This is a genomic window from Streptomyces mobaraensis NBRC 13819 = DSM 40847 (assembly GCF_017916255.1).
Lineage (GTDB): Bacteria > Actinomycetota > Actinomycetes > Streptomycetales > Streptomycetaceae > Streptomyces > Streptomyces mobaraensis.
Genome location: NZ_CP072827.1, coordinates 4,319,500 through 4,338,649 on the forward strand (window position 1 = coordinate 4,319,500; position 19,150 = coordinate 4,338,649).

The window sequence follows — 19,150 nt, forward strand, 5'->3', positions numbered from 1 at the left end:
ACGTTCCCCCAGGGTCGGTTCGGGCCTTGCCGTTCCGGCGAGCCTACCCAGCCGGTCGTCGGGCAACGGTGGTCCTGACGACCATGGAGACGGCGAAGGGCCGCCCCCGGTTCTCCGGGGACGGCCCACCGTGACGGGTCACACGGCCCGCCGAACCCTTCGGGGCGCGTCAGAAGAGCGCCCGGCCCATGACGTAGACCGCCGGGGCGGCGAGCGCCAGCGGCAGGGCGACACCCGCGGTCATGTGCACGAAGCGCGACGGGTAGTCGTAGCTCGCCACCCGCAGGCCGACCAGCGCACAGACGCCGGCCGCCAGGCCCAGGAGGGCCGCGGAGCCTCCGGTGTGCGTCAGCTGACCGCCGAGCACGCCCGCGCCCGCCGCCGCGAGCAGCGCGACGACCGGGGAGGCCATGGACGGCAGCGGCAGCGCCCGGGCCAGGACCGTGACGGCCACGGCGATGCCGCCGACCACCACCGCGTCCCGGTCCGCGGCCAGGTGACCGGCCGCGAGGACCGCGAGGACGGTCGAACCGCCGGCCGTCGTCAGCCCGTACAGCCGCTCGTCCGGCGAGGCGTGGCTGCGGAGCTGGAGCATGACCACCAGCAGCAGCCAGACGCCGAGGGTGCCGAGGACCACCGTGGGGGCCCGCTCGGCCTTGACGGCCAGCAGCCCGGCGTCGGCGACCAGGCCGCCCAGGAACGCCAGCGCGATGCCCTGGCGGGCGGGCCACATCCCGTTGAGCCGGAACCAGCCCGCCGCGGTCACCGCCTGGAGCAGCACCACCGGGACGGCCAGGGCCGCCTGGCCCAGGGGCGCGGCGAGCGCCACCAGCGCGGCCAGGACGGCCGTCAGCAGCGCGGGCTGGAGGCCGGGCGACAGGATCTGCGGCCGGCCCTCCGCCTTGGCCTTCTCCGCGGCCGTCATCGGCCGCTCCGGTTTTCCGGCGACGGCCGGCACCGGCGCGGGCACCGCTCCCGGCCCGCCGTCGGTATCCGTCGCGTACGCGGTGGCCGGCGCGGACCGCCGGTGCTGCGGCCAGGCCGCGGCGTCGGCGTCCGGTCCGGCGGCACCGGCCCAGGCGGGGGCGTGGGCGGGGTTGTGGGCATGGTCGTGGGCAGAGGAAGGTGCGGCGGGCTGGGACCCGTACGACGGCTCGGCCACCGGCAGCTGCTGCTGCCATGCCTGCGTCTCCCAGGTCTGGGCCTGCCAGGTCTGCGTCGGCTGGTCGTCGGCGGGCGCCCAGCCCTGCTGCCCGCCGGCCGTGGGCCAGGCCGTCCCGCCCTGCTGCTGCGCCTGGGCGTGCTGGTGCGGGTGCTGATGCTGAGGGGCCTGCTGGTGCATCTGCGGATGCTGCGCCTGGGGGTGCTGTGGCTGCGGGTGCTGCGGCTGCTGCTGGGGGTACGCGTAGCCGTACGCGCCGCCGTCCGTCGAGCCGTCGGCGGCTCGCGGGTCGTAGGCGGCGTAACCGTCGTGCCCGGTGCCGCCCTGGTGCGCGCCGTCCCGGTGGCCGTTTCCGTCGTACTCGCCGTACCCGGCGTACGGGTCCCGTGGCTGGTACGGGTCGTGGTACTGGTCGCTCATCGTGCCCTCATCGTGCCGGTGTCACCCTCCTGCGAAGGGCGGGAGCACTTCGACCGTGCCGCCCTCGGCCAGCTGGACCGTGGTGTGCGCGCGGGTGCCGACCGGGTCGCCGTCCACGAGGAAGGAGCAGCGCGCGAGGACCCGCGCGAACTCCGGGCGCTCCGCGTGCCGCTCCCGGGCGGCGGCCAGCGCGTCGGCGAGCGTCGGTGCCGCGTAGGGCTCCTCGGCCGTGCCGGCGGCGGCCTTCGCCGCGGCCCAGTACCGGATCGTGCCCGTCGGCACCGTCCGGCCGGGGGGCCCCGGTCGTGCCGTGTCTGCGGTCGCCACGGCCACCCCGCTTTCACGTCTCGGTTCCATGTGCAATCGGCTGCGTCGTCGCCGCTTCTTCCGCCTCCATGATGACGGGTACCGGGCCGCCCCCGGCCCCCGGCCGCGAAATCCGGACGGAATCCCGGCGAGAACCCGGAGGTAATGGCGGTGGATTCCCTTGGGGCGGCTGGGAATCCGGGGGAAACGGCGGGCGAAAACCGGGGGATCGGACGAACGGCGTTCGCATAGGCTGCTCGTGTGCTGGTACGCCTACTCCGAGTCCGAATGAAGCGCTACTCCCGCCCCTTGGCGCTGGTGGTGCTCCTTCAGCTCGTCCAAACCCTCGCGACGCTCTATCTGCCCACGCTCAACGCCGACATCATCGACAAGGGCGTGGTGAAGGGCGATACCGGCTACATCCTCGGCACCGGCGGGGTGATGGCGGCGGTGGCCCTCGTCCAGCTCGTGTGCTCGCTCGGCGCGGTCTACGTCGGCGCGCGGATCGCCATGGGCATCGGCCGGGACCTGCGCGAGGAGGTCTTCGACCGGGTGCAGTCCTTCTCGGCCCGCGAGGTGGGCAGGTTCGGGGCGCCCTCGCTGATCACGCGTACCACCAATGACGTCCAGCAGGTCCAGATGCTGGTCCTGATGTCGTTCACGCTGATGGTGGGCGCGCCCATCATGTGCTTCGGCGGCATCGTGATGGCCCTCAAGCAGGACGTGCCGCTGTCCGGCCTGCTGCTGGCCATCGTGCCCGTGCTCGGCGTCGTCATCGCGCTGACTGTCCGGCGGCTGCGCCCGATGTTCAAGGACGTGCAGGAGCGGGTCGACACCGTCAACCGCGTCCTCCGCGAGCAGATCGCCGGCATCCGCGTCATCCGCGCGTTCGTCCGCGACAAGCACGAGCGCCGGCGCTTCCGCGCGGCCAACACCGCGCTGATGGACGTCTCGCTGCGCTCCGGGCGGCTGGCGGCCGTCATGTTCCCGGCCGTGATGCTGATCGTGAACGCGGCCTCGGTCGCGGTGCTGTGGTTCGGCGGGCACCGCATCGACAGCGGCGACATGGAGATCGGCGCCCTCACCGCGTTCCTCAGCTATCTGATGCAGATCCTGATGGCGGTCATGATGGCCACCTTCATGTTCATGATGGTGCCGCGCGCGGAGGTCTGCGCCGAGCGGATCCACGAGGTCCTGAGCACCGACACCAGCGTGGTGCCGGCCGCCGCGCCGGTCACCGAGCTGCGCGCGCACGGCCACCTCGAACTGCGCGGCGCCGGCTTCCGCTACCCCGGCGCCGAGGAGCCCGTCCTGCGAAACGTCTCCCTGGTCGCGCGCCCGGGCGAGGTCACCGCCGTCATCGGCTCCACCGGCAGCGGCAAGTCGACGCTGCTCGGGCTGATCCCGCGGCTCTTCGACGCCACCGAGGGCGAGGTCCTGATCGGCGGCGTGGACGTCCGCGAGGCCGATCCCACCCTCATCGCCCGCACGGTGGGACTCGTCCCGCAGAAGCCCTACCTCTTCTCCGGCACGATCGCCTCCAACCTCCGCTACGGGCGGCCCGACGCGACCGACGAGGAGCTGTGGGCGGCCCTGGAGACCGCGCAGGCCCGGGAGTTCGTCGAGGCCATGGAGGAGGGGCTGGAGGCCCCCATCGCGCAGGGCGGCTCCAACGTCTCCGGTGGCCAGCGCCAGCGCCTGGCCATCGCCCGCACCCTGGTGCGCAAACCTGAGATCTACCTGTTCGACGACTCCTTCTCCGCGCTCGACTACGCCACCGACGCCCGGCTGCGGGCGGCGCTGTCCCGGGAGACCGGGGACGCCACCGTCCTCGTCGTGGCCCAGCGCGTCTCCACCATCCGCGACGCCGACCGGATCGTCGTCCTGGACGAGGGCCGCGTCGTCGGCACCGGAACCCACACCGAGCTGATGGCCTCGAACGAGACCTACCGGGAGATCGTGCTGTCCCAGCTCACCGAGGAGGAGGCCGCGTGAGCACTCCGGCGAAGTCCCAGCGGTCGACGGGGCCCGAGCGGCCCGGACCGCCGACCCCCGAGGACTCCGGACCGGCTTCCGCCGCCGGATCCGCCTCCGCTACCGGACCGGCTTCCGCCGCGGGACCGGCGGAGTCGGGCGGGCACCAGGAGCCGGGCGGGCAGCCCGCGAAGCAACCGGGGAAGCAGCCCGGGAAGACCGCTCCGGCCCGGCGGGGGCCCGCGCCCGCTTCCGGCATCGCCCGCTTCATGGGCGGCCAGCCGACCGAGAAGTCCGCCGATTTCAAGGGCTCCGGCCGTCGCCTGTTCGCCCGCATGGGCCCCGAGAAGCACATGCTCTGGGCCGTGCTGCTGCTCGCGGTGGCCAGCGTCGCGATGTCGGTGACCGGCCCCAAGGTCCTCGGCCACGCCACCGACCTCATCTTCGCCGGTGTCGTCGGACAGCAGATGCCGGCGGGCACCACCAAGGACCAGGCCCTCGAGGGGCTGCGCCACAGCGGTCACGGCAACATCGCGGACGTCCTGTCCGGCGTCGACTTCACCCCCGGCCAGGGCATCGACTTCGGTGCCGTCGGCACGGTGCTGCTGTGGGTGCTGCTGATCTACATCGCCGCGTCCCTGTTCGGTTTCCTCCAGGCGCGGGTCGTCACCGTCGCCATCCAGCGCACCGTCTTCCGGCTGCGCCAGGACGTCGAGGAGAAGCTGGGGCGGCTGCCGCTGAGCTACTTCGACAAGCAGCAGCGCGGCGAGATCCTCTCCCGGGCCACCAACGACATCGACAACATCGCCCAGACCTTCCAGCAGACCCTGAGCCAGATGATGGCCTCGGTACTGACCATGGTCGGCGTGCTCGCGGTGATGTTCTGGATCTCCTGGCTGCTGGCCGTCGTCGCGCTGATCACCGTCCCCGTCTCGGTGTACGTCGCCACGGCCGTCGGCAAGCGCGCACAGCCGCAGTTCGTCTCCCAGTGGGCGTCGACCGGCCGGCTCAGCGCCCATGTCGAGGAGATGTACACGGCCCACTCGCTGGTGAAGGTCTTCGGCCGGCAGGAGGAGTCCGCGGCGGTCTTCCGCAAGGAGAACGAGGAGCTCTACCGGGCCAGTTTCAAGGCGCAGTTCATATCCGGCATCATCCAGCCCGCGATGATGTTCGTCGGCAACCTCAACTACGTGCTCGTCGCCGTCGTCGGCGGGCTGCGGGTGGCGAGCGGTTCGCTGTCGATCGGCGACGTCCAGGCGTTCGTCCAGTACTCGCGCCAGTTCAGCCAGCCGCTGATGCAGGTCGCCTCCATGGCCAACCTCGTCCAGTCCGGCGTCGCCTCCGCCGAGCGCGTCTTCGAGCTCCTCGACGCCGAGGAGCAGTCCCCGGACGACGACGAGCGGAAGCTCGGCCGGGTCCGCGGCGAGGTCGCGTTCGAGAACGTCTCCTTCCGCTACGACCCCGACAAGCCGCTCATCGAGGACCTCTCCCTCACCGTCCGCCCCGGCCAGACCGTCGCCATCGTCGGCCCCACGGGTGCCGGCAAGACCACCCTGGTCAATCTGCTGATGCGGTTCTACGAGGTGAACGGCGGCCGGATCACCCTCGACGGCACCGACGTCGCGACCCTCTCCCGCGAGGAACTGCGTTCCCACATCGGCATGGTCCTCCAGGACACCTGGCTGTTCGGCGGCACGATCGCCGACAACATCGCCTACGGTGCCGACGGGGCCACGACCGAGCGGATCGTCGAGGCGGCCAAGGCCACCCACGTCGACCGCTTCGTCCGGACGCTGCCCGACGGCTACGACACGGTGATCGACGAGGAGGGCGGCAACGTCAGCGTCGGCGAGAAGCAGCTGATCACCATCGCGCGGGCGTTCCTCGCAGAGCCCGAGATCCTCATCCTGGACGAGGCCACCAGCTCGGTGGACACCCGCACCGAGGTGCTCATCCAGCAGGCCATGGCCGAACTCCGCTCGGGCCGCACCAGCTTCGTGATCGCCCACCGGCTGTCCACGATCCGCGACGCGGACGTGATCCTCGTGATGGAGTCCGGGCGGATCGTGGAACAGGGCGATCACGAGTCGCTGCTGGCGGCGGACGGCGCCTACGCGCGGCTGTACGCGGCGCAGTTCGCCCAGCCGGTGGCGGAGGACGCGTAGGGGCCGCGCCCCGGGATCCGCACTCGCGGGGGAGAGGGCGTGGCCGGAGCCCGCTACCCCGCGGCCACCCACCGGGCGATCCGCCGTAGCAACGGCATCGGCGCGGCCGTCTCCGCATGACCGAACCCGGGTTCGATCCACAGCTCGGTACTCGCCGGATCCCCGGCCGCCGCGAGTGCCCGCGGGTGATCGAGGGGGAAGTACGGGTCCCGGTCCCCGTGCACGATCAGCAGCCGACGAGGGGCGATCGACGGCACCGCCCCCACCGGCGGCACCGGCACCGGATCCCACTCCCCGGAGTGCACCCGTGTCCGCAGCGCCCAGCGGGCCACCGCCCGGCCCGCCGGGCGGGTGACCGCCCAGTGCAGCCGCCGCATCGGGGCCGTGCCCCGGTAGAACCAGCGGGCGGGCGCGCTCACCGACACCACCATGTCGGCGTGTGCCCCCGTGCGCCCCTCGTGCTTTCGGCCGGTCTCCGGGAGGTACAGGCCACCGTGGCGCAGTGCCACGGATCCGCCCATCGAGAAGCCGACCGTCGCCACCCGCTCGTACCCCAGCCGCCGGGCCCAGCCGACGGCCGCGGCCAGGTCCAGCACCTCCCGGTCGCCGACGGTGGAGTGGCCACCCGAACGGCCGTGTCCCCGGAACGAGAACGTGATCACGCCCGTGTACTGGGCGAACACCCCGGCCGCCCGGCGCAGCGCGGGCCGGTCGAGGGCCCCTGTGAAGCCGTGCGCGAGCACGACGGCCGGGGGCCGGGGGCCCTTCCCGGACAGCGGCGGTCCGGGCTGGTGGGCGGCCTCCACCCGGACTCCGTCGGCTGTCAAGAGGACGATGCGATGACCACCCGAAGTGATCGACGAAACACAAGGTCGGGCAAAGTCGTCGGCGCCCGGGAAAGTCATGTGGGCTATTCTGCTGCGCAGAGAGGATCCGGGCAGAGTCGCCCCCGGGTCCTTTTGTGCATTCGGACGTGCGCGCCCCGCGGACGACCGGGCGCACGCGTGCTTCCGGGCGCGCACCCGCACACTCCCCCAGCACCACGCCTGGGTGGTACCCCCGTCGCAGGGACCGAGGAGGAACCGACGCCATGGGCGAGCGAAGCGCGCAGGACAGGAACGGCAGGACCGACGCCAGGCCGGGGGAGAGGACGGACAGCGGGGCGGGTGACCGTCGATGAGCTCCCTGCTGCTGCTGACCAACGCCCTCCAGCCCTCCGCCGAGGTGCTGCCCGCGCTCGGGCTGCTGCTGCACAGCGTCCGGGTCGCCCCCGCCGAGGGCCCCGCGCTGGTGGACGTGCCGGGGGCCGACGTCATACTGATCGACGGCCGGCGGGACCTTCCGCACATCCGCAGCCTCTGCCAGCTGCTGCGCTCCACCGGCCCGGGCTGTCCGCTGCTCCTCGTCGTCACCGAGGGCGGCCTGGCCGCCGTCACCGCCGACTGGGGCGTGGACGACGTCCTCCTCGACACCGCCGGTCCCGCCGAGGTGGAGGCCCGGCTGCGGCTGGCCATGGGCCGGCAGCAGATCTCGACGGACGACAGCCCCATGGAGATCCGTACCGGCGACCTGTCCGTGGACGAGGCGACGTACAGCGCCAAGCTCAAGGGGCAGGTGCTGGACCTCACCTTCAAGGAGTTCGAGCTGCTGAAGTACCTGGCCCAGCACCCGGGCCGGGTCTTCACCAGGGCGCAGCTGCTCCAGGAGGTGTGGGGCTACGACTACTTCGGCGGCACCCGGACCGTGGACGTCCATGTGCGGCGGCTGCGGGCGAAGCTGGGGCCCGAACACGAGTCGTTGATCGGGACCGTCCGGAACGTCGGCTACCGGTTCGTGCTGCCGGAGAAACCGGACAAGAGCGAGAAGGCGGACGCCTCCGCTCCGGCGGCCGAACGGGCGGCGGAGCCGCCGGCGAGGACCCCCGACCCGGAGGCGCCGGCCCCCGGCCGAACAAAGAGTCCGCGACCGGCCAAACGGTAGGTGGACCCGCGTAGACTGCCGCGCGTGGCCAAGGTGACGCGGGACGATGTGGCGAGACTGGCGGGGACATCCACCGCGGTGGTCAGCTACGTCATCAACAATGGACCGCGCCCGGTGGCACCGGCGACGCGGGAGCGGGTGCTGGCCGCGATCAAGGAGCTCGGCTACCGGCCAGACCGGGTGGCCCAGGCGATGGCCTCCCGTCGGACGGACCTCATAGGTCTGATCGTCCCGGACGCCCGCCAGCCCTTCTTCGCGGAGATGGCGCACGCGGTCGAACAGGCCGCGGCCGAGCGCGGCAAGATGGTCCTCGTCGGAAACTCCGACTACCTCGACGAACGCGAAGTGCACTACCTGCGGGCCTTCCTGGGCATGCGGGTCTCCGGCCTCATCCTGATCAGCCAGGGCCCGAGCGAGCACGCCGCCATAGAGATCGACGCGTGGGACGCCCGCGTGGTCCTCATGCACCGCCGTCCCGACGCGATCGACGACGTGGCCGTGGTGACGGACGACATCGGCGGCGCCCAGCTCGCCACCCGGCACCTCCTGGAGCACGGCCACCCCTACGTCGCCTGCCTCGGCGGCACCGAGCACACCCCGGCCGTCGGCGACCCGGTCACCGACCACGTCGAGGGCTGGCGCCGGGCCATGCGCGAGGCCGGCCGGTCCACCGAGGGCCGGCTCTTCCACGCCCCCTACAACCGTTACGACGCCTACAAGGTGGCCCTGGACCTGCTGTCCGGCCCCGACCGCCCGCCCGCCGTCGTCTGCGCCACCGACGACCAGGCCATCGGCGTGCTGCGCGCGGCCCGGGAGCTGCGCATCGACGTCCCCGGCGAGCTGGCCGTCGCCGGCTTCGACGACGTCAAGGAAGCCGCGCTCACCGACCCGCCGCTGACCACCGTGGCCTCCGACCGGCAGGCGATGGCCCGCTCGGCCGTCGACCTGGTGCTCGACGACGGCCTGCGGTTCGCGGGCACGCGGCGGGAGCGGCTCAAGCAGTTCCCCTCGGCGCTGGTCGTCCGGCGGTCGTGCGGGTGCGGCGGGGAGTAGCGGACCGCCGGGCCCCCGGCACCGCCGCGGCCACCACGGGCCGCGCCATCGCTTCCACCGATCTCGCAGGCTCCGTCGGCCCTCTCGGCCGCGCCGTCCGCGGGGCTCCCGCCCCCACGGTCGTCGGCGCCCCCCGCCCGTACCGTTCACGGCCGCAGCCGTGTCTGGACGAGGGCCTGCGAGCCGTCCGTGCGCCAGTCCGGCCGTGCGGCGTCCAGCCGGTCCACGGTCTCCTTCGGGAGGCCCACGGCCACCTCGGACTTCAGGGTGCGGAGCGCGACGAGCGAGCCGGGCACACCGGCCACGGCGTCGTCGAACGGGCGGTCCGCCGGCCAGGCGCGGTCGCCCACCAGGCGCCGGTAGTTGAGGTCGCCCTTGTACACGCACAGGCCGGCCTGGGCGAGGCCGGCGCGGAGGTCGGCGGGCATGTCGGCGAATTCGACGGGTGAGCAGAAGAAGGCATGGGTGGCCTGCCGGAGCCGGCCGGTGGCGGCGGCCTCCCGGAGGCGCCCGGCCGCCCGGCCCGCCTCGCCGCGGAAGGCGGCCATGCGCGTCAGGCAGTCCCGGACGTCCGAGGCCGTGGCGTCGGAGACGTAGTACGGCCGCGGCTTGACGTGCAGCACCACGGACGTCGCGCGTCCGGTCGTCAGCAGGTGGTCCATGAGGAGGAGGTCGGCGAGGAGCTCCCGGCCCGCGTTGTCGAGGATCACGTGGACGTCACCCGGCGGGCGTCGGCTGACGTGCTTCCACAGCGCCTCGGCGTCGTCCGCGAGCAAGGGGGCACCGGAGGCCCCCGGGCCGTCCGCCACCGGATCGCCGCCCGTGGGGTCACCGCCCGTGGGGTCACCGCCCGTGGGGTCACCGCCCGTGGGGTCACCGCCCGTGGGGTCGCCGTCCGTGGGGTCGCCGTCCGTGGGGGTGGTGACCGCCTGGACCAGCTGGAACCCGAGGTCGGCGCGGTTGCCGTAGAGGGAGGCCAGGACCAGCGCGCGGAACGCCTCGTCGGGTGGCGCGCCGGCGAGTCCGTCGAGCCAGGCGGTGTCGGATTCCAGCGCGGGATCGGTCAGTTCGGCATTCTTCATGGGTGCGAACGGATCGACGCCCTGCCATGGCCCGGGGGAGAAGTGGTCGACGCACTCCAGCAGGCGCAGGTAGAAGTAGCTCTCCGCCCACAGGAACGGCACCTCGCTCCACGGCCGGCCGAAGTAGCGCCGGTCCCGGGCCGCCCAGGGGGCGGCCGCGGCCGTCTCCGGTGCCGGCGGCCGGACCCTGCCCGTGCGGGACTCGTCCAGCAGGGCGTCCAGCCGCGCACGCTGCTCCGGCCCGTACGGATTGCCCTCGCACAGCCGCCGGACGAGGGCGGGGTGCCGCTCGTGGAAGACTCCCCAGCCGTAGGCGCCGGGATCGGCGATGCCGTGGGTGGGGGCTGGGGCGTGGGCGGGAGCCGTGCCGTTCGCTTTCGTCGACGTCATCGCTTTCATCGCCTTCATCGACTTCGTTGCCATCATCGTCCTCACTCCTCGAACACGTCGAACACTCCGAGCGCGCTTCCGGGCCCGTCCCGGGCGCTGCGGGGAAACCGAACGGGTGGGGAGGAGCGGGGAAGAGGACCCGCTGCTCCCGGAGCCGTCCCTGCCCCTCCGCACCATCAGGATGCCCACCGGAAAGCGCCGTATCGCCCGTTCGGACCATGACGGAACCCTGTCAGGGGCGCTCAGGGTCGCCCGTGCGCCCCACGGCCGTGCGGGCCGTGCCGGACTCGTTCCGGGGTGGTGCCGGGGCGATGCCGGAGTGGTGACAGCGCATCCTTCTGGCGAGCTTTTCAGCGCTCACTCAGACTGTTCTCATGAACAGGGAGGACAGTCATACATATGACGACGGAGAACCCCCGCCCGAGCGGTCACCAGCACCCTGAGTCCCCCCGCGCCTACCCCGCCCCGCCGGCCCGGCCGCCGCAGGGCCCGGTGAGCACGCCGGACGGTTCCACCGTCTGGCCCGGCGGCGCCATGGGAAGCGGCGCCGACGGGAGCGGTGCCCACGGCGGCGGCGCGTACGCCAACGCCACCGGCGTGCACCGAAGCGGGCCGTACGCTCCCTTCGGCCCCGCGAGTCCCACCCCCGACGGCTACAGCGGTGGCCACAGCGGCCACAGCGGCCACGGCGGTGACGGCGGCCACGGCGGCTACGCCACCTTCGGCGCCCCCGCCCCCGCCCCCGAGCCGCCCCGTCGCCGCCGAGGTGCCCGTACCCTCGTCGCCACCTGCGCCCTCGTCGCCGCCCTGGTCGGCGGCGGGTCCGCCGCGCTGGTCTCCGGTCTGACCGGCGGCGGGAGCGACACCGGCCGGCCCACCCCGGTGCAGAACGCGGCCAGCCGCAGCGCGGGGGTCAGCGCCGTGGCCCAGGCCGTCAGCCCCAGCATCGTGGAGATCAAGGCGGCCACCTCCGGCGGCCGGTCCACCGGCTCCGGCGTGATCGTCAGCGCGAGCGGTGAGGTGATCACCAACAACCACGTCATCGCCGGCGCGGACACCGTCCAGGTCACCCTCCACGACGGCACCACCAAGAGCGCCAAGGTCGTCGGCACCGACCCCGGCAAGGACCTCGCCCTGATCAAGATCGAGGGGGCGAACGGCCTCAAGCCCGCCAAGCTCGGCGACTCGAGCAAGCTCCAGGTCGGCGACCAGGTCGTCGCGATCGGTTCGCCCGAGGGCCTCACCGGCACCGTCACCAGCGGCATCGTCTCCGCCCTCAACCGCGAGGTCACCGTGCCCAAGGAGCAGGGCGGCGGTGGCCGGCAGCGCGACAACGGCCCCCAGTGGCCGTTCGAGTTCGGCGGCGAGCAGTACAACGGCGACACCGGTTCGTCCAAGACCACCTACAAGGCGATCCAGACCGACGCCTCCCTCAACCCGGGCAACTCCGGCGGCGCGCTCATCAACATGAACGGCGAGATCGTGGGCATCAACTCGGCCATGTTCGCGCCCGGTTCCGGAGGCGGCGGCTCGTCCGACTCCGCGGGCAGCGTCGGCCTCGGCTTCGCCATCCCGGTCAATGACGTCAAGGCCGACCTGGCCGGCCTCCGCGCGGGCGGCAGCGGCGACTGAGCGGTGGCTACTGTGCGGCGGCGACTGAGCAGCAGTGACTGATCGGCGGTGACCGAGCAGCAGCGGCTGACCAGCGGGTCCCGAGCCGCAGACAGCCGCATGGGTAGCTGGGATACCGGCGGACCGGCCGCCGGCCGCCCGGGCGACCGCCGAGACGCCCGCCGAGCCGAGGCGCTTGCCGGAACCGGAAGGAGCCTCAAGCGCCCGCCGGAGGAAGCCGTGGCGAGCGCCGGCAGAACCCGACCCGAGGCGACCGCCGAAAGAACACGTGAGGAACGTCGATGAGCTCCGCCGACCCGTCCGCGTCCACGACCGCGCCCACCCGCATCCTGGTCGTGGACGACGAGCCCGCCGTCCGCGAGGCGCTGCGCCGCAGCCTCGCCTTCGAGGGGTACGGCACCGAACTGGCCGTCGACGGCCTGGACGCGCTCGCCAAGGTCGCCGCGTACGAGCCCGAACTGATCGTCCTCGACGTGCTGATGCCCCGCATGGACGGCCTCACCGCCGCCCGCCGGCTGCGCGCCGCCGGCGTCACCACCCCCATCCTCATGCTCACCGCCCGCGACACCGTCGGCGACCGCGTCACCGGCCTCGACGCCGGCGCGGACGACTACCTCGTCAAGCCGTTCGAACTCGACGAGCTGTTCGCCCGCATCCGCGCCCTGCTCCGCCGCAGCGCGTACGCCGCGCCCGCCGCGCCCGAGGAGACGCACGTCCTCGCCTTCGCCGACCTGCGCATGGACCTCGACACCCGGGAGGTCACCCGCGGCGCCCGCCATGTGGAGCTGACGCGCACGGAGTTCACCCTCCTCGAACTCTTCCTCGCCCACCCCCGTCAGGTGCTCACCCGCGAGCAGATCCTCAAGCACGTCTGGGGCTTCGAGTTCGAGCCGTCGTCCAACTCCCTCGACGTGTACGTGATGTACCTGCGCCGCAAGACCGAGGCCGGCGGTGAGCCGCGCCTCGTCCACACCGTGCGCGGCGTCGGCTACGTCCTCCGGGCGGACGGGGCGCATAGTACGGATGGCGCGCCTGGCGCCCACGGTACGGACGGCGCGGAACGACCGGGCGGCACCGAATGATCAAGCGTTTCCGCCGGCTGCCCCTCCGCTCCCGGCTCGCCCTGCTGACGGCCGCGGCCGTCGCCGTCGCCGTCGCGGTGGCCGCCGGGGCCTGCTGGATACTGACCAAGGAGCAGCTCGAACAGCAGCGGGACACCACGCTGAGCCGCCAGAAGGTCGCCGACGACTACGTCCAGGGGCTGCTCGACCGGTGCGGCACCCGCGTCCCCGACAAGCTCGTCTCCCCGTCCCCGTACACGATCCAGGCGGTCACGGCCGACGGCGTCGCCTGCACCGAGCTCGGCCGGTCCCCGGTCCGCGTCGGCGTCGAGGACCTGGCCGTCGCCACCGGGCGGCTGGACGACACCCTGCACGACGCGCGGGCCGACGACGGCACCGAGATGCGCGTCGCCACGTCCCGGGTGACGCCCGGGATCGCCGTGATGATCGCCCAGCCCGTGAGCGACATCGACCGGCCCATGAACGCGCTCGCCATCGTCCTCGTCGTCACCGCGGGCATCGGCGTGCTCGGCGCGGCGGCCATCGGCCTCGTCATCGCCCGCGCGGCCCTCCGCCCGGTGGACCAGCTCACCGGTGCCGTCGAACACATCGCCCGCACCGAGGACCTGGCCGTCCGCATCCCCGCGGAGGGTGAGGACGAGATCGCGCGGCTCTCCCGCTCCTTCAACTCCATGACGGCCGCGCTCGCCTCCTCCCGGGTCCGCCAGCAGCAGCTCATCGCCGACGCCGGCCACGAGCTGCGCACCCCGCTCACCTCCCTGCGCACCAACATCGACCTGCTCGTCCGCAGCGAGGAGACCGGCCGGGCCATCCCGCCCGAGGACCGCAAGGCGCTGCTCGGCAGCGTCAAGGCGCAGATGACCGAACTGGCCGATCTCATCGGCGATCTCCAGGAGCTCTCCCGGCCCGACAGCGCCCCGGGCTCCGCTCCCGTCCAGGTCGTCGGGCTGCACGAGGCGGCGGCGCGCGCCGTCGAACGCGCCCGGTTGCGCGCCACCGGGCTTACGGTGACGGCGGAGCTCGACCCCTGGTACGTACGTGCCGAGGCGCCCGCGCTGGAGCGCGCGATCGTCAATCTGCTCGACAACGCGGTGAAGTTCAGCCCGCCCGGCGGGGAGATCGAGGTCCGGCTGTCCGGCGGCGAGCTCACCGTCCGGGACCACGGGCCGGGCATCCCCGCCGAGGAACTCCCGCACGTCTTCGACCGCTTCTGGCGCTCCCCGTCCGCACGCGGCCTCCCCGGGAGCGGGCTCGGCCTGTCCATCGTCGCCCGTACCGTCCGCCGCGCCGGCGGCGAGGTGGGCCTCCGGCCGGCGGAGGGCGGCGGCACGGTGGCCGTCGTCCGACTGCCCGGGGCGGCGGTGGAGCCGCCCGCGGACGTACCGGGGGCGTAGACCGCCAGGGCCGCGGGCAGGGCCGGCGGTCTACGCCGACGAGATCCGCCGCCGGGCCGACGACTCCTTCGGCGCCGGCGCCTTCCTGTTCCTGCGCCCGGGCTACACGGAGAACCAAGGCGCTGACGGCGGCCGTACACGAGGCCCAGGGCCGCCACTTGAGCCACCCAGGGGCGCGCGGCGCCGCTCGTTCTCCCGCCGGGCGGCGCTTCGGCATGCGCCGTGCGCCGTGGCGAATGGGGAAGAACGCGAGTTCGCAAGGGAACAGTTGACCGCGCCAGGGATCGAATGAGTGATCGCCAGCCGAAGACGGCACGCGCCGCACACGGCGGTCCTACGTTCGGCTCATGGTCACATCGCAACACGAGGCATCGCACAGGATCTTCCAGGAGCGGCCACCTCTCCTGGCGCCGGTCTTCCGGCTCCTGGGCGTCCGTATGCCTCCTGAGAGGTCCGTGGAGATCCTGTCACCCGACCTCACGGAGATCAGACCGCTGGAGCGGCGCGTGGACAGCCTGCTGCGCGTCGAACCGAGCGACGGCAGCGGCACCTTCCTGGTGGCGATCGAATCGCAGGGGCGCAAGGACGCGGACAAGGTGGTGAGCTGGGCCTACTACCTGGCGTTCCTGAAGGCGAAGTACACCTGTCCGGTGGTGCTCCTCGTGTCCTGTCAGGACAAGGCGACCGCGGACTGGGCCGCCGGGCCGTTCCACCTGGGGCCGGAGAGCTGGCGCTCGCTCTCGGTGCGTCCGCTGGTCCTGGGGCCGGGGAACGTTCCGAAGATCCTCGACGCGGAGGAGGCGGCGCGCGACCTGACGCTCGCGACATTCTCCGCGATGACGCACGCGCGGGACCCCGGGATCCCGGACATACTGAAGGCACTGGCAAGCGCCCTGGGGTCGGCCGACCGGGCTGTCGCCCCCTACTACGTGGAGCTGTTGGACGTCGCCCTGGGAGACACCAAGGCGAGGGAGACCTGGAGGAAGCTCATGACCATCCGCACCTACTTTCCCGGACGCGGGACCATCATCGAGGAGACGCTCCAGGAGGGCATGGCCAGGGGCCGGGCCGAGGAGCGCGCAGAGCGAGCCCAGGAGCGCGCCGAGACGGTGCTGCGCATGCTGGAGATCCGTGGGATCACCGTGCCGTCGGAGGTCCGGGAACGCGTCCTCGGCTGCTCCGACTTGGAGGTGCTGGGCACGTGGGTGGATCGCGCCTGCACCGTCTCCCGGGCCGAGGAGGTCTTCGGCGGCCAGGAGTGAGGGTGGCCGTGTGCCGTCGGGACGGAGGCACCCGATGGCTTTGATTCCGGAAGACTGGGCCTGAGGGCCCACTGACGTCGCCCCGCGCCGGAAGGATCCGCCGCGGGGCGACGTCACGGACGGTGCCGTCGTCCGGCGGCTACTTCACGACCGTGATCCGGTCCGCCCGAGGCGGGGAGAGCGGGCTGGTCTTGGACGAGTGCGCGCCCAGGTAGGCGAGGAAGACGTCCAGGTCCGACGCGCCGACGCGCTTGTTCTTCGCCTCCTTGAAGGTGACGAAGCCGTCACCGCCGCCCATCAGGAACTCGTTCGCGGCGACGCGGTACGTCTTCGCCGGGTCGATCGCCGTGCCGTTCAGCTTCACGGACGAGGCGACGACGCGGTCGGCGCCGGTCTTCGTCAGGTCCAGGGTGTAGGTCAGGCCCTTGCTGATCTGCAGGATCTTCGGCTGGGGGCCGTTGACCGCGCCGCTGACCTGCTGTTGGAGGACCGAGATGATCTGCGCGCCGGTGAGGTCGGCGGTCTGCATCATGTTGGTGAACGGCTGGACGGTGAACGCCTTGCCGTAGGTGACGACGCCGTCGCCCTCGCCGCCCGCCGCCTTGTAGGCGAGGTCGGAGCGGATGCCGCCGGGGTTCATGAAGGCGATCTGGGCGCCGCCCTTGTCGGCCGGGGCCAGGGCTTCCAGCTGGGAGTCGGCGATGACGTCGCCGAGCGGCTTCTCGTACGCCTCGGAGCCGCGGCCGTTGATGTCGGCGCTGATGTAGCCGACGGGCCGGTTCGCGATCGGGGCGGCGAGCGCGTTCCAGCGGGCGATGAGGGAGGTCATGTCCGCGGCCTTGGGCCGGTCGCGGTCGACGACGTGGTTGGTGGCGTGCGGCCGGGTGACCGGGGTGCGGACGATGTCACGGGTACGGCGGTCGTACGTCAGCGTGGTGTCCGTGTACAGCCGGCCGAAGGACGCGGCCGAGGTGACCGTGCGCGGGTTGCCCGCCGGGTCGGGGATGGTGCAGGCGTACGCCTGGTGCGTGTGGCCGGTGATGAAGGCGTCGACCTTCGGCGTGACCTTCTTGGCGATGTCGACGATCGGGCCGGAGATGCCGGCACCGGCGCCCGGGCTGTCGCAGTCGTCGTTGTACGCGCCCGAGGCGGGCATGCCGCCCTCGTGGACGAGGGTGACGATCGCCTTGACGCCCTGGCGGTCGAGCTCCTTGGCGTACTTGTCGATGGTCGCGACCTCGTCGGCGAACTTCAGGCCCTTGACGCCCTCGGCCGTGACGACGTCGGGGGTGCCCTTGAGGGTGAGGCCGATGATGCCGATCCGCACACCCTTGTGCCGCCAGATCGTGTACGGCTTGAGGATGGGCTTGCCGGTCTTCTCGTCGGTGACGTTCGCGGCGAGGTAGGGGAAGTCCGCGCCCCGGAACTTCTTGCCCTTCTCGAAGCAGCCGTCCTTGGGGTGGCAGCCGCCGCGCTGCATCCGCAGCAGCTCGGCCCGGCCCTCGTCGAACTCGTGGTTGCCGACCGAGGTGACGTCGAGCTTCAGCTTGTTGAGCGCCTCGATGGTGGGCTCGTCGTGGAAGAGGCCGGACATCAGCGGGCTGGCGCCGATCATGTCGCCGGCCGCGGCGGTGATCGAGTACTCGTGCCCCTTGCGGGCAGTGCGGAGCGCGTCGGCCAGGTACTCCATACCGCCCGCGGGTATGACCTTCTTCGTCCCGTCCTGCTGCTTCTCGGTGACGGTGCCGGACGAGCCCTGCGGCGGCTCCAGGTTGCCGTGCAGGTCGTTGAAGGACAGCAGCTGGACGTCGACGGTCCGGCCGTGGCCGTGGCCATGACGGTGGCCGTGGCCGTGCGGGGCCGCCGCCCCGGCGGGCGCGGCGGCGAGGACACCGGCGGTGGCGGCGAGGACGGCGGCGCTGGCGGTCAGCCGTCTCGCGAGGCGCTTCCGTGGCGGCGTCGCGTGCATGGGTTCCCCTTTGTGGATGTTCGTGCCGGTTTGGCGGATGCCGGGTGATGCGGTCTGCCGCAGCCTACGGTCAACGCGCGTAGTGCGCAGGAGGCTTGAGGTGACGAATCGGTAGCGCCCGGGCGTTTCCTCCGTGCCGTACGCCTCGGGCGCCCGGCCCTGCATCCCGCCGCACCCCCGCCACGCACCCCCCGCCACGCACCCCCCGCCACGCACCCCCGCCCCGGTGCCGGCCGCGGCATAGGCTCGGTGCCATGACTGACGAGTGGAAAGACGACAGCGGGCGGCGCCGGATCGAGGTGCTGGACGAGCCGGCGCCCGAGCTCGCGCGGGACGTGCTGCGGCTGATCGCGGAGGCCGCCGCGGCCGACGGCCGGCAGGCCGTCTCCGAGCAGGGCCGGCTCCAGCTGAAGGGCGGCCGGCCGGGCGTCCGGCACCTGCTGCTGCACGAGGTGACCGATGGCGCCGAGGTCCTCGCCGGATACGCGCAACTGGAGGACACCGACCCCGTCGAGGCGCCCGCCGGCGAGCTCGTGGTGCACCCGGACCACCGGGGGCGCGGCCACGGCCGGGCGCTGGGCAACGCGCTGCTGCGGGAGTCCGGCAAGCGGCTGCGGGTCTGGGCGCACGGCGGCCACCCGGCCGCACGCCACCTCGCGCAGGTACTGGGGATGAGCCTGTTCCGCGAGTTGCGGCAGATGCGGCGTCCGCTGGGCGACCTGGACCTCCCCGACCCCCGGCTCCCCGAGGGCGTGACCGTCCGCACCTTCCGGCCCGGGGACGACGACGCGGCCTGGCTCGCCGTCAACGCCGAGGCGTTCGCCCACCATCCGGAACAGGGCTCGCTCACCCAGCGCGATCTGGACGACCGCAAGGCCGAGGGCTGGTTCGACCCCGAGGGCTTCTTCCTCGCCGAACGCGACGGCGCGATCGTCGGCTTCCACTGGACGAAGGTGCACGCCGAGGAGGGCCTCGGCGAGGTGTACGTCGTCGGCATCCGGCCCGGCGCCCAGGGCGGCGGGCTCGGCAAGGCCCTGACCACCATCGGCCTCCGCCACCTCGCCGCCGCCGGTCTGCCGACGGCGATGCTCTACGTGGACGCGGACAACGGGCCGGCCGTGGCGGTGTACGAGCGGCTGGGGTTCACGGTCCACGAGACGGACCTGATGTACCGCACGGAGTCCTGACCGATGTACCGCACGGAGTCCTGACCGCGATCCGGGCCACGGCCCCGACCGTCATCGGGACCGCGGTCCGAGACGTGTGTTGACGAAGGAAG

The 19,150-nt window shown here is 72.9% G+C and carries 14 protein-coding genes; 9 read left to right on the top strand and 5 right to left on the bottom strand.

Features of this window, described 5'->3' with window-relative positions; translation table 11 throughout:
• Positions 1–169: 169 nt before the first annotated feature.
• Together J7W19_RS18590 and J7W19_RS18595 are read right to left on the bottom strand one after the other, a co-directional pair.
• Positions 170–1,582, bottom strand: coding sequence for a hypothetical protein (locus J7W19_RS18590; RefSeq protein ID WP_004949152.1), 1,413 nt, complete (start codon positions 1,580–1,582; stop codon positions 170–172).
• A gap of 21 nt (positions 1,583–1,603) precedes the next feature.
• A complete protein-coding gene (locus J7W19_RS18595; RefSeq protein WP_040891105.1) occupies positions 1,604–1,864 on the bottom strand; it encodes a MoaD/ThiS family protein in 261 nt (86 codons plus the stop codon).
• A gap of 285 nt (positions 1,865–2,149) precedes the next feature.
• On the opposite strand from J7W19_RS18595, the gene J7W19_RS18600 reads away from it, so the two are divergent.
• Positions 2,150–3,883 carry an ABC transporter ATP-binding protein gene (locus J7W19_RS18600; RefSeq protein WP_210455349.1) on the top strand — a complete coding sequence of 578 codons (1,734 nt, stop codon included), beginning with the start codon at positions 2,150–2,152 and terminating at the stop codon, positions 3,881–3,883.
• 248 nt (positions 3,884–4,131) lie between these two features.
• Positions 4,132–6,027: an ABC transporter ATP-binding protein gene (locus J7W19_RS18605; protein WP_040889515.1), complete on the top strand. Its 1,896-nt coding sequence runs from the start codon at positions 4,132–4,134 to the stop codon at positions 6,025–6,027.
• A gap of 53 nt (positions 6,028–6,080) precedes the next feature.
• Here the strand turns inward: J7W19_RS18605 and J7W19_RS18610 are convergent, their stop codons facing one another.
• Entirely contained in the window at positions 6,081–6,932 is an 852-nt protein-coding gene (locus J7W19_RS18610; protein WP_158688771.1) for an alpha/beta hydrolase family protein, read from the bottom strand.
• 271 nt (positions 6,933–7,203) lie between these two features.
• On the opposite strand from J7W19_RS18610, the gene J7W19_RS18615 reads away from it, so the two are divergent.
• Both J7W19_RS18615 and J7W19_RS18620 read left to right on the top strand, forming a co-directional pair.
• Positions 7,204–8,007, top strand: a complete 804-nt coding sequence (locus tag J7W19_RS18615) for a response regulator transcription factor (protein ID WP_004943904.1) — start codon at positions 7,204–7,206, stop codon at positions 8,005–8,007.
• A gap of 24 nt (positions 8,008–8,031) precedes the next feature.
• Positions 8,032–9,060 (top strand): LacI family DNA-binding transcriptional regulator, encoded by a 1,029-nt coding sequence (locus J7W19_RS18620; protein ID WP_004943907.1) that lies wholly within the window; start codon positions 8,032–8,034, stop codon positions 9,058–9,060.
• A 146-nt stretch (positions 9,061–9,206) separates the two neighbouring features.
• Here the strand turns inward: J7W19_RS18620 and J7W19_RS18625 are convergent, their stop codons facing one another.
• Complete coding sequence (locus J7W19_RS18625) at positions 9,207–10,532, bottom strand: damage-control phosphatase ARMT1 family protein (RefSeq protein ID WP_210455351.1); 1,326 nt, start codon at positions 10,530–10,532, stop codon at positions 9,207–9,209.
• 399 nt (positions 10,533–10,931) lie between these two features.
• Here J7W19_RS18625 and J7W19_RS18630 point away from each other — a divergent pair, with 399 nt between their 5' ends.
• The 4 genes from J7W19_RS18630 (at position 10,932) to J7W19_RS18645 (ending at position 15,902) form a co-directional block, all read left to right on the top strand.
• Positions 10,932–12,164 (top strand): S1C family serine protease, encoded by a 1,233-nt coding sequence (locus J7W19_RS18630; protein ID WP_004943912.1) that lies wholly within the window; start codon positions 10,932–10,934, stop codon positions 12,162–12,164.
• A gap of 281 nt (positions 12,165–12,445) precedes the next feature.
• On the top strand, positions 12,446–13,246 hold the full coding sequence (locus J7W19_RS18635; protein ID WP_004943915.1) for a response regulator transcription factor: 801 nt from the start codon (positions 12,446–12,448) through the stop codon (positions 13,244–13,246).
• Complete coding sequence (locus J7W19_RS18640) at positions 13,243–14,640, top strand: sensor histidine kinase (protein WP_004943918.1); 1,398 nt, start codon at positions 13,243–13,245, stop codon at positions 14,638–14,640. The genes J7W19_RS18635 and J7W19_RS18640 overlap by 4 nt, the downstream gene beginning before the upstream one ends.
• Positions 14,641–14,987: 347 nt before the next feature.
• A complete protein-coding gene (locus tag J7W19_RS18645) occupies positions 14,988–15,902 on the top strand; it encodes an RpnC/YadD family protein (protein WP_040889508.1) in 915 nt (304 codons plus the stop codon).
• 139 nt (positions 15,903–16,041) lie between these two features.
• Here the strand turns inward: J7W19_RS18645 and J7W19_RS18650 are convergent, their stop codons facing one another.
• Positions 16,042–17,871, bottom strand: a complete 1,830-nt coding sequence (locus J7W19_RS18650) for a bifunctional metallophosphatase/5'-nucleotidase (protein ID WP_004943922.1) — start codon at positions 17,869–17,871, stop codon at positions 16,042–16,044.
• 254 nt (positions 17,872–18,125) lie between these two features.
• Between J7W19_RS18650 and mshD the strand changes: the two genes are divergently transcribed.
• Entirely contained in the window at positions 18,126–19,058 is a 933-nt protein-coding gene (mshD, locus tag J7W19_RS18655; protein WP_004943925.1) for a mycothiol synthase, read from the top strand.
• Positions 19,059–19,150: the final 92 nt, after the last annotated feature.

Coding starts and splice junctions, on each gene's coding strand:
- J7W19_RS18590 (WP_004949152.1), bottom strand. CDS start 1,582: ATGAGCGACCAGTACCACGACCCGTACCAGCCACGGGACCCGTACGCC.
- J7W19_RS18605 (WP_040889515.1), top strand. CDS start 4,132: ATGGGCGGCCAGCCGACCGAGAAGTCCGCCGATTTCAAGGGCTCCGGC.
- J7W19_RS18610 (WP_158688771.1), bottom strand. CDS start 6,932: ATGACTTTCCCGGGCGCCGACGACTTTGCCCGACCTTGTGTTTCGTCG.
- J7W19_RS18615 (WP_004943904.1), top strand. CDS start 7,204: ATGAGCTCCCTGCTGCTGCTGACCAACGCCCTCCAGCCCTCCGCCGAG.
- J7W19_RS18625 (WP_210455351.1), bottom strand. CDS start 10,532: ATGACGTCGACGAAAGCGAACGGCACGGCTCCCGCCCACGCCCCAGCC.
- J7W19_RS18630 (WP_004943912.1), top strand. CDS start 10,932: ATGACGACGGAGAACCCCCGCCCGAGCGGTCACCAGCACCCTGAGTCC.
- J7W19_RS18635 (WP_004943915.1), top strand. CDS start 12,446: ATGAGCTCCGCCGACCCGTCCGCGTCCACGACCGCGCCCACCCGCATC.
- J7W19_RS18640 (WP_004943918.1), top strand. CDS start 13,243: ATGATCAAGCGTTTCCGCCGGCTGCCCCTCCGCTCCCGGCTCGCCCTG.
- J7W19_RS18645 (WP_040889508.1), top strand. CDS start 14,988: ATGGTCACATCGCAACACGAGGCATCGCACAGGATCTTCCAGGAGCGG.
- J7W19_RS18650 (WP_004943922.1), bottom strand. CDS start 17,871: ATGCACGCGACGCCGCCACGGAAGCGCCTCGCGAGACGGCTGACCGCC.
- mshD (WP_004943925.1), top strand. CDS start 18,126: ATGACTGACGAGTGGAAAGACGACAGCGGGCGGCGCCGGATCGAGGTG.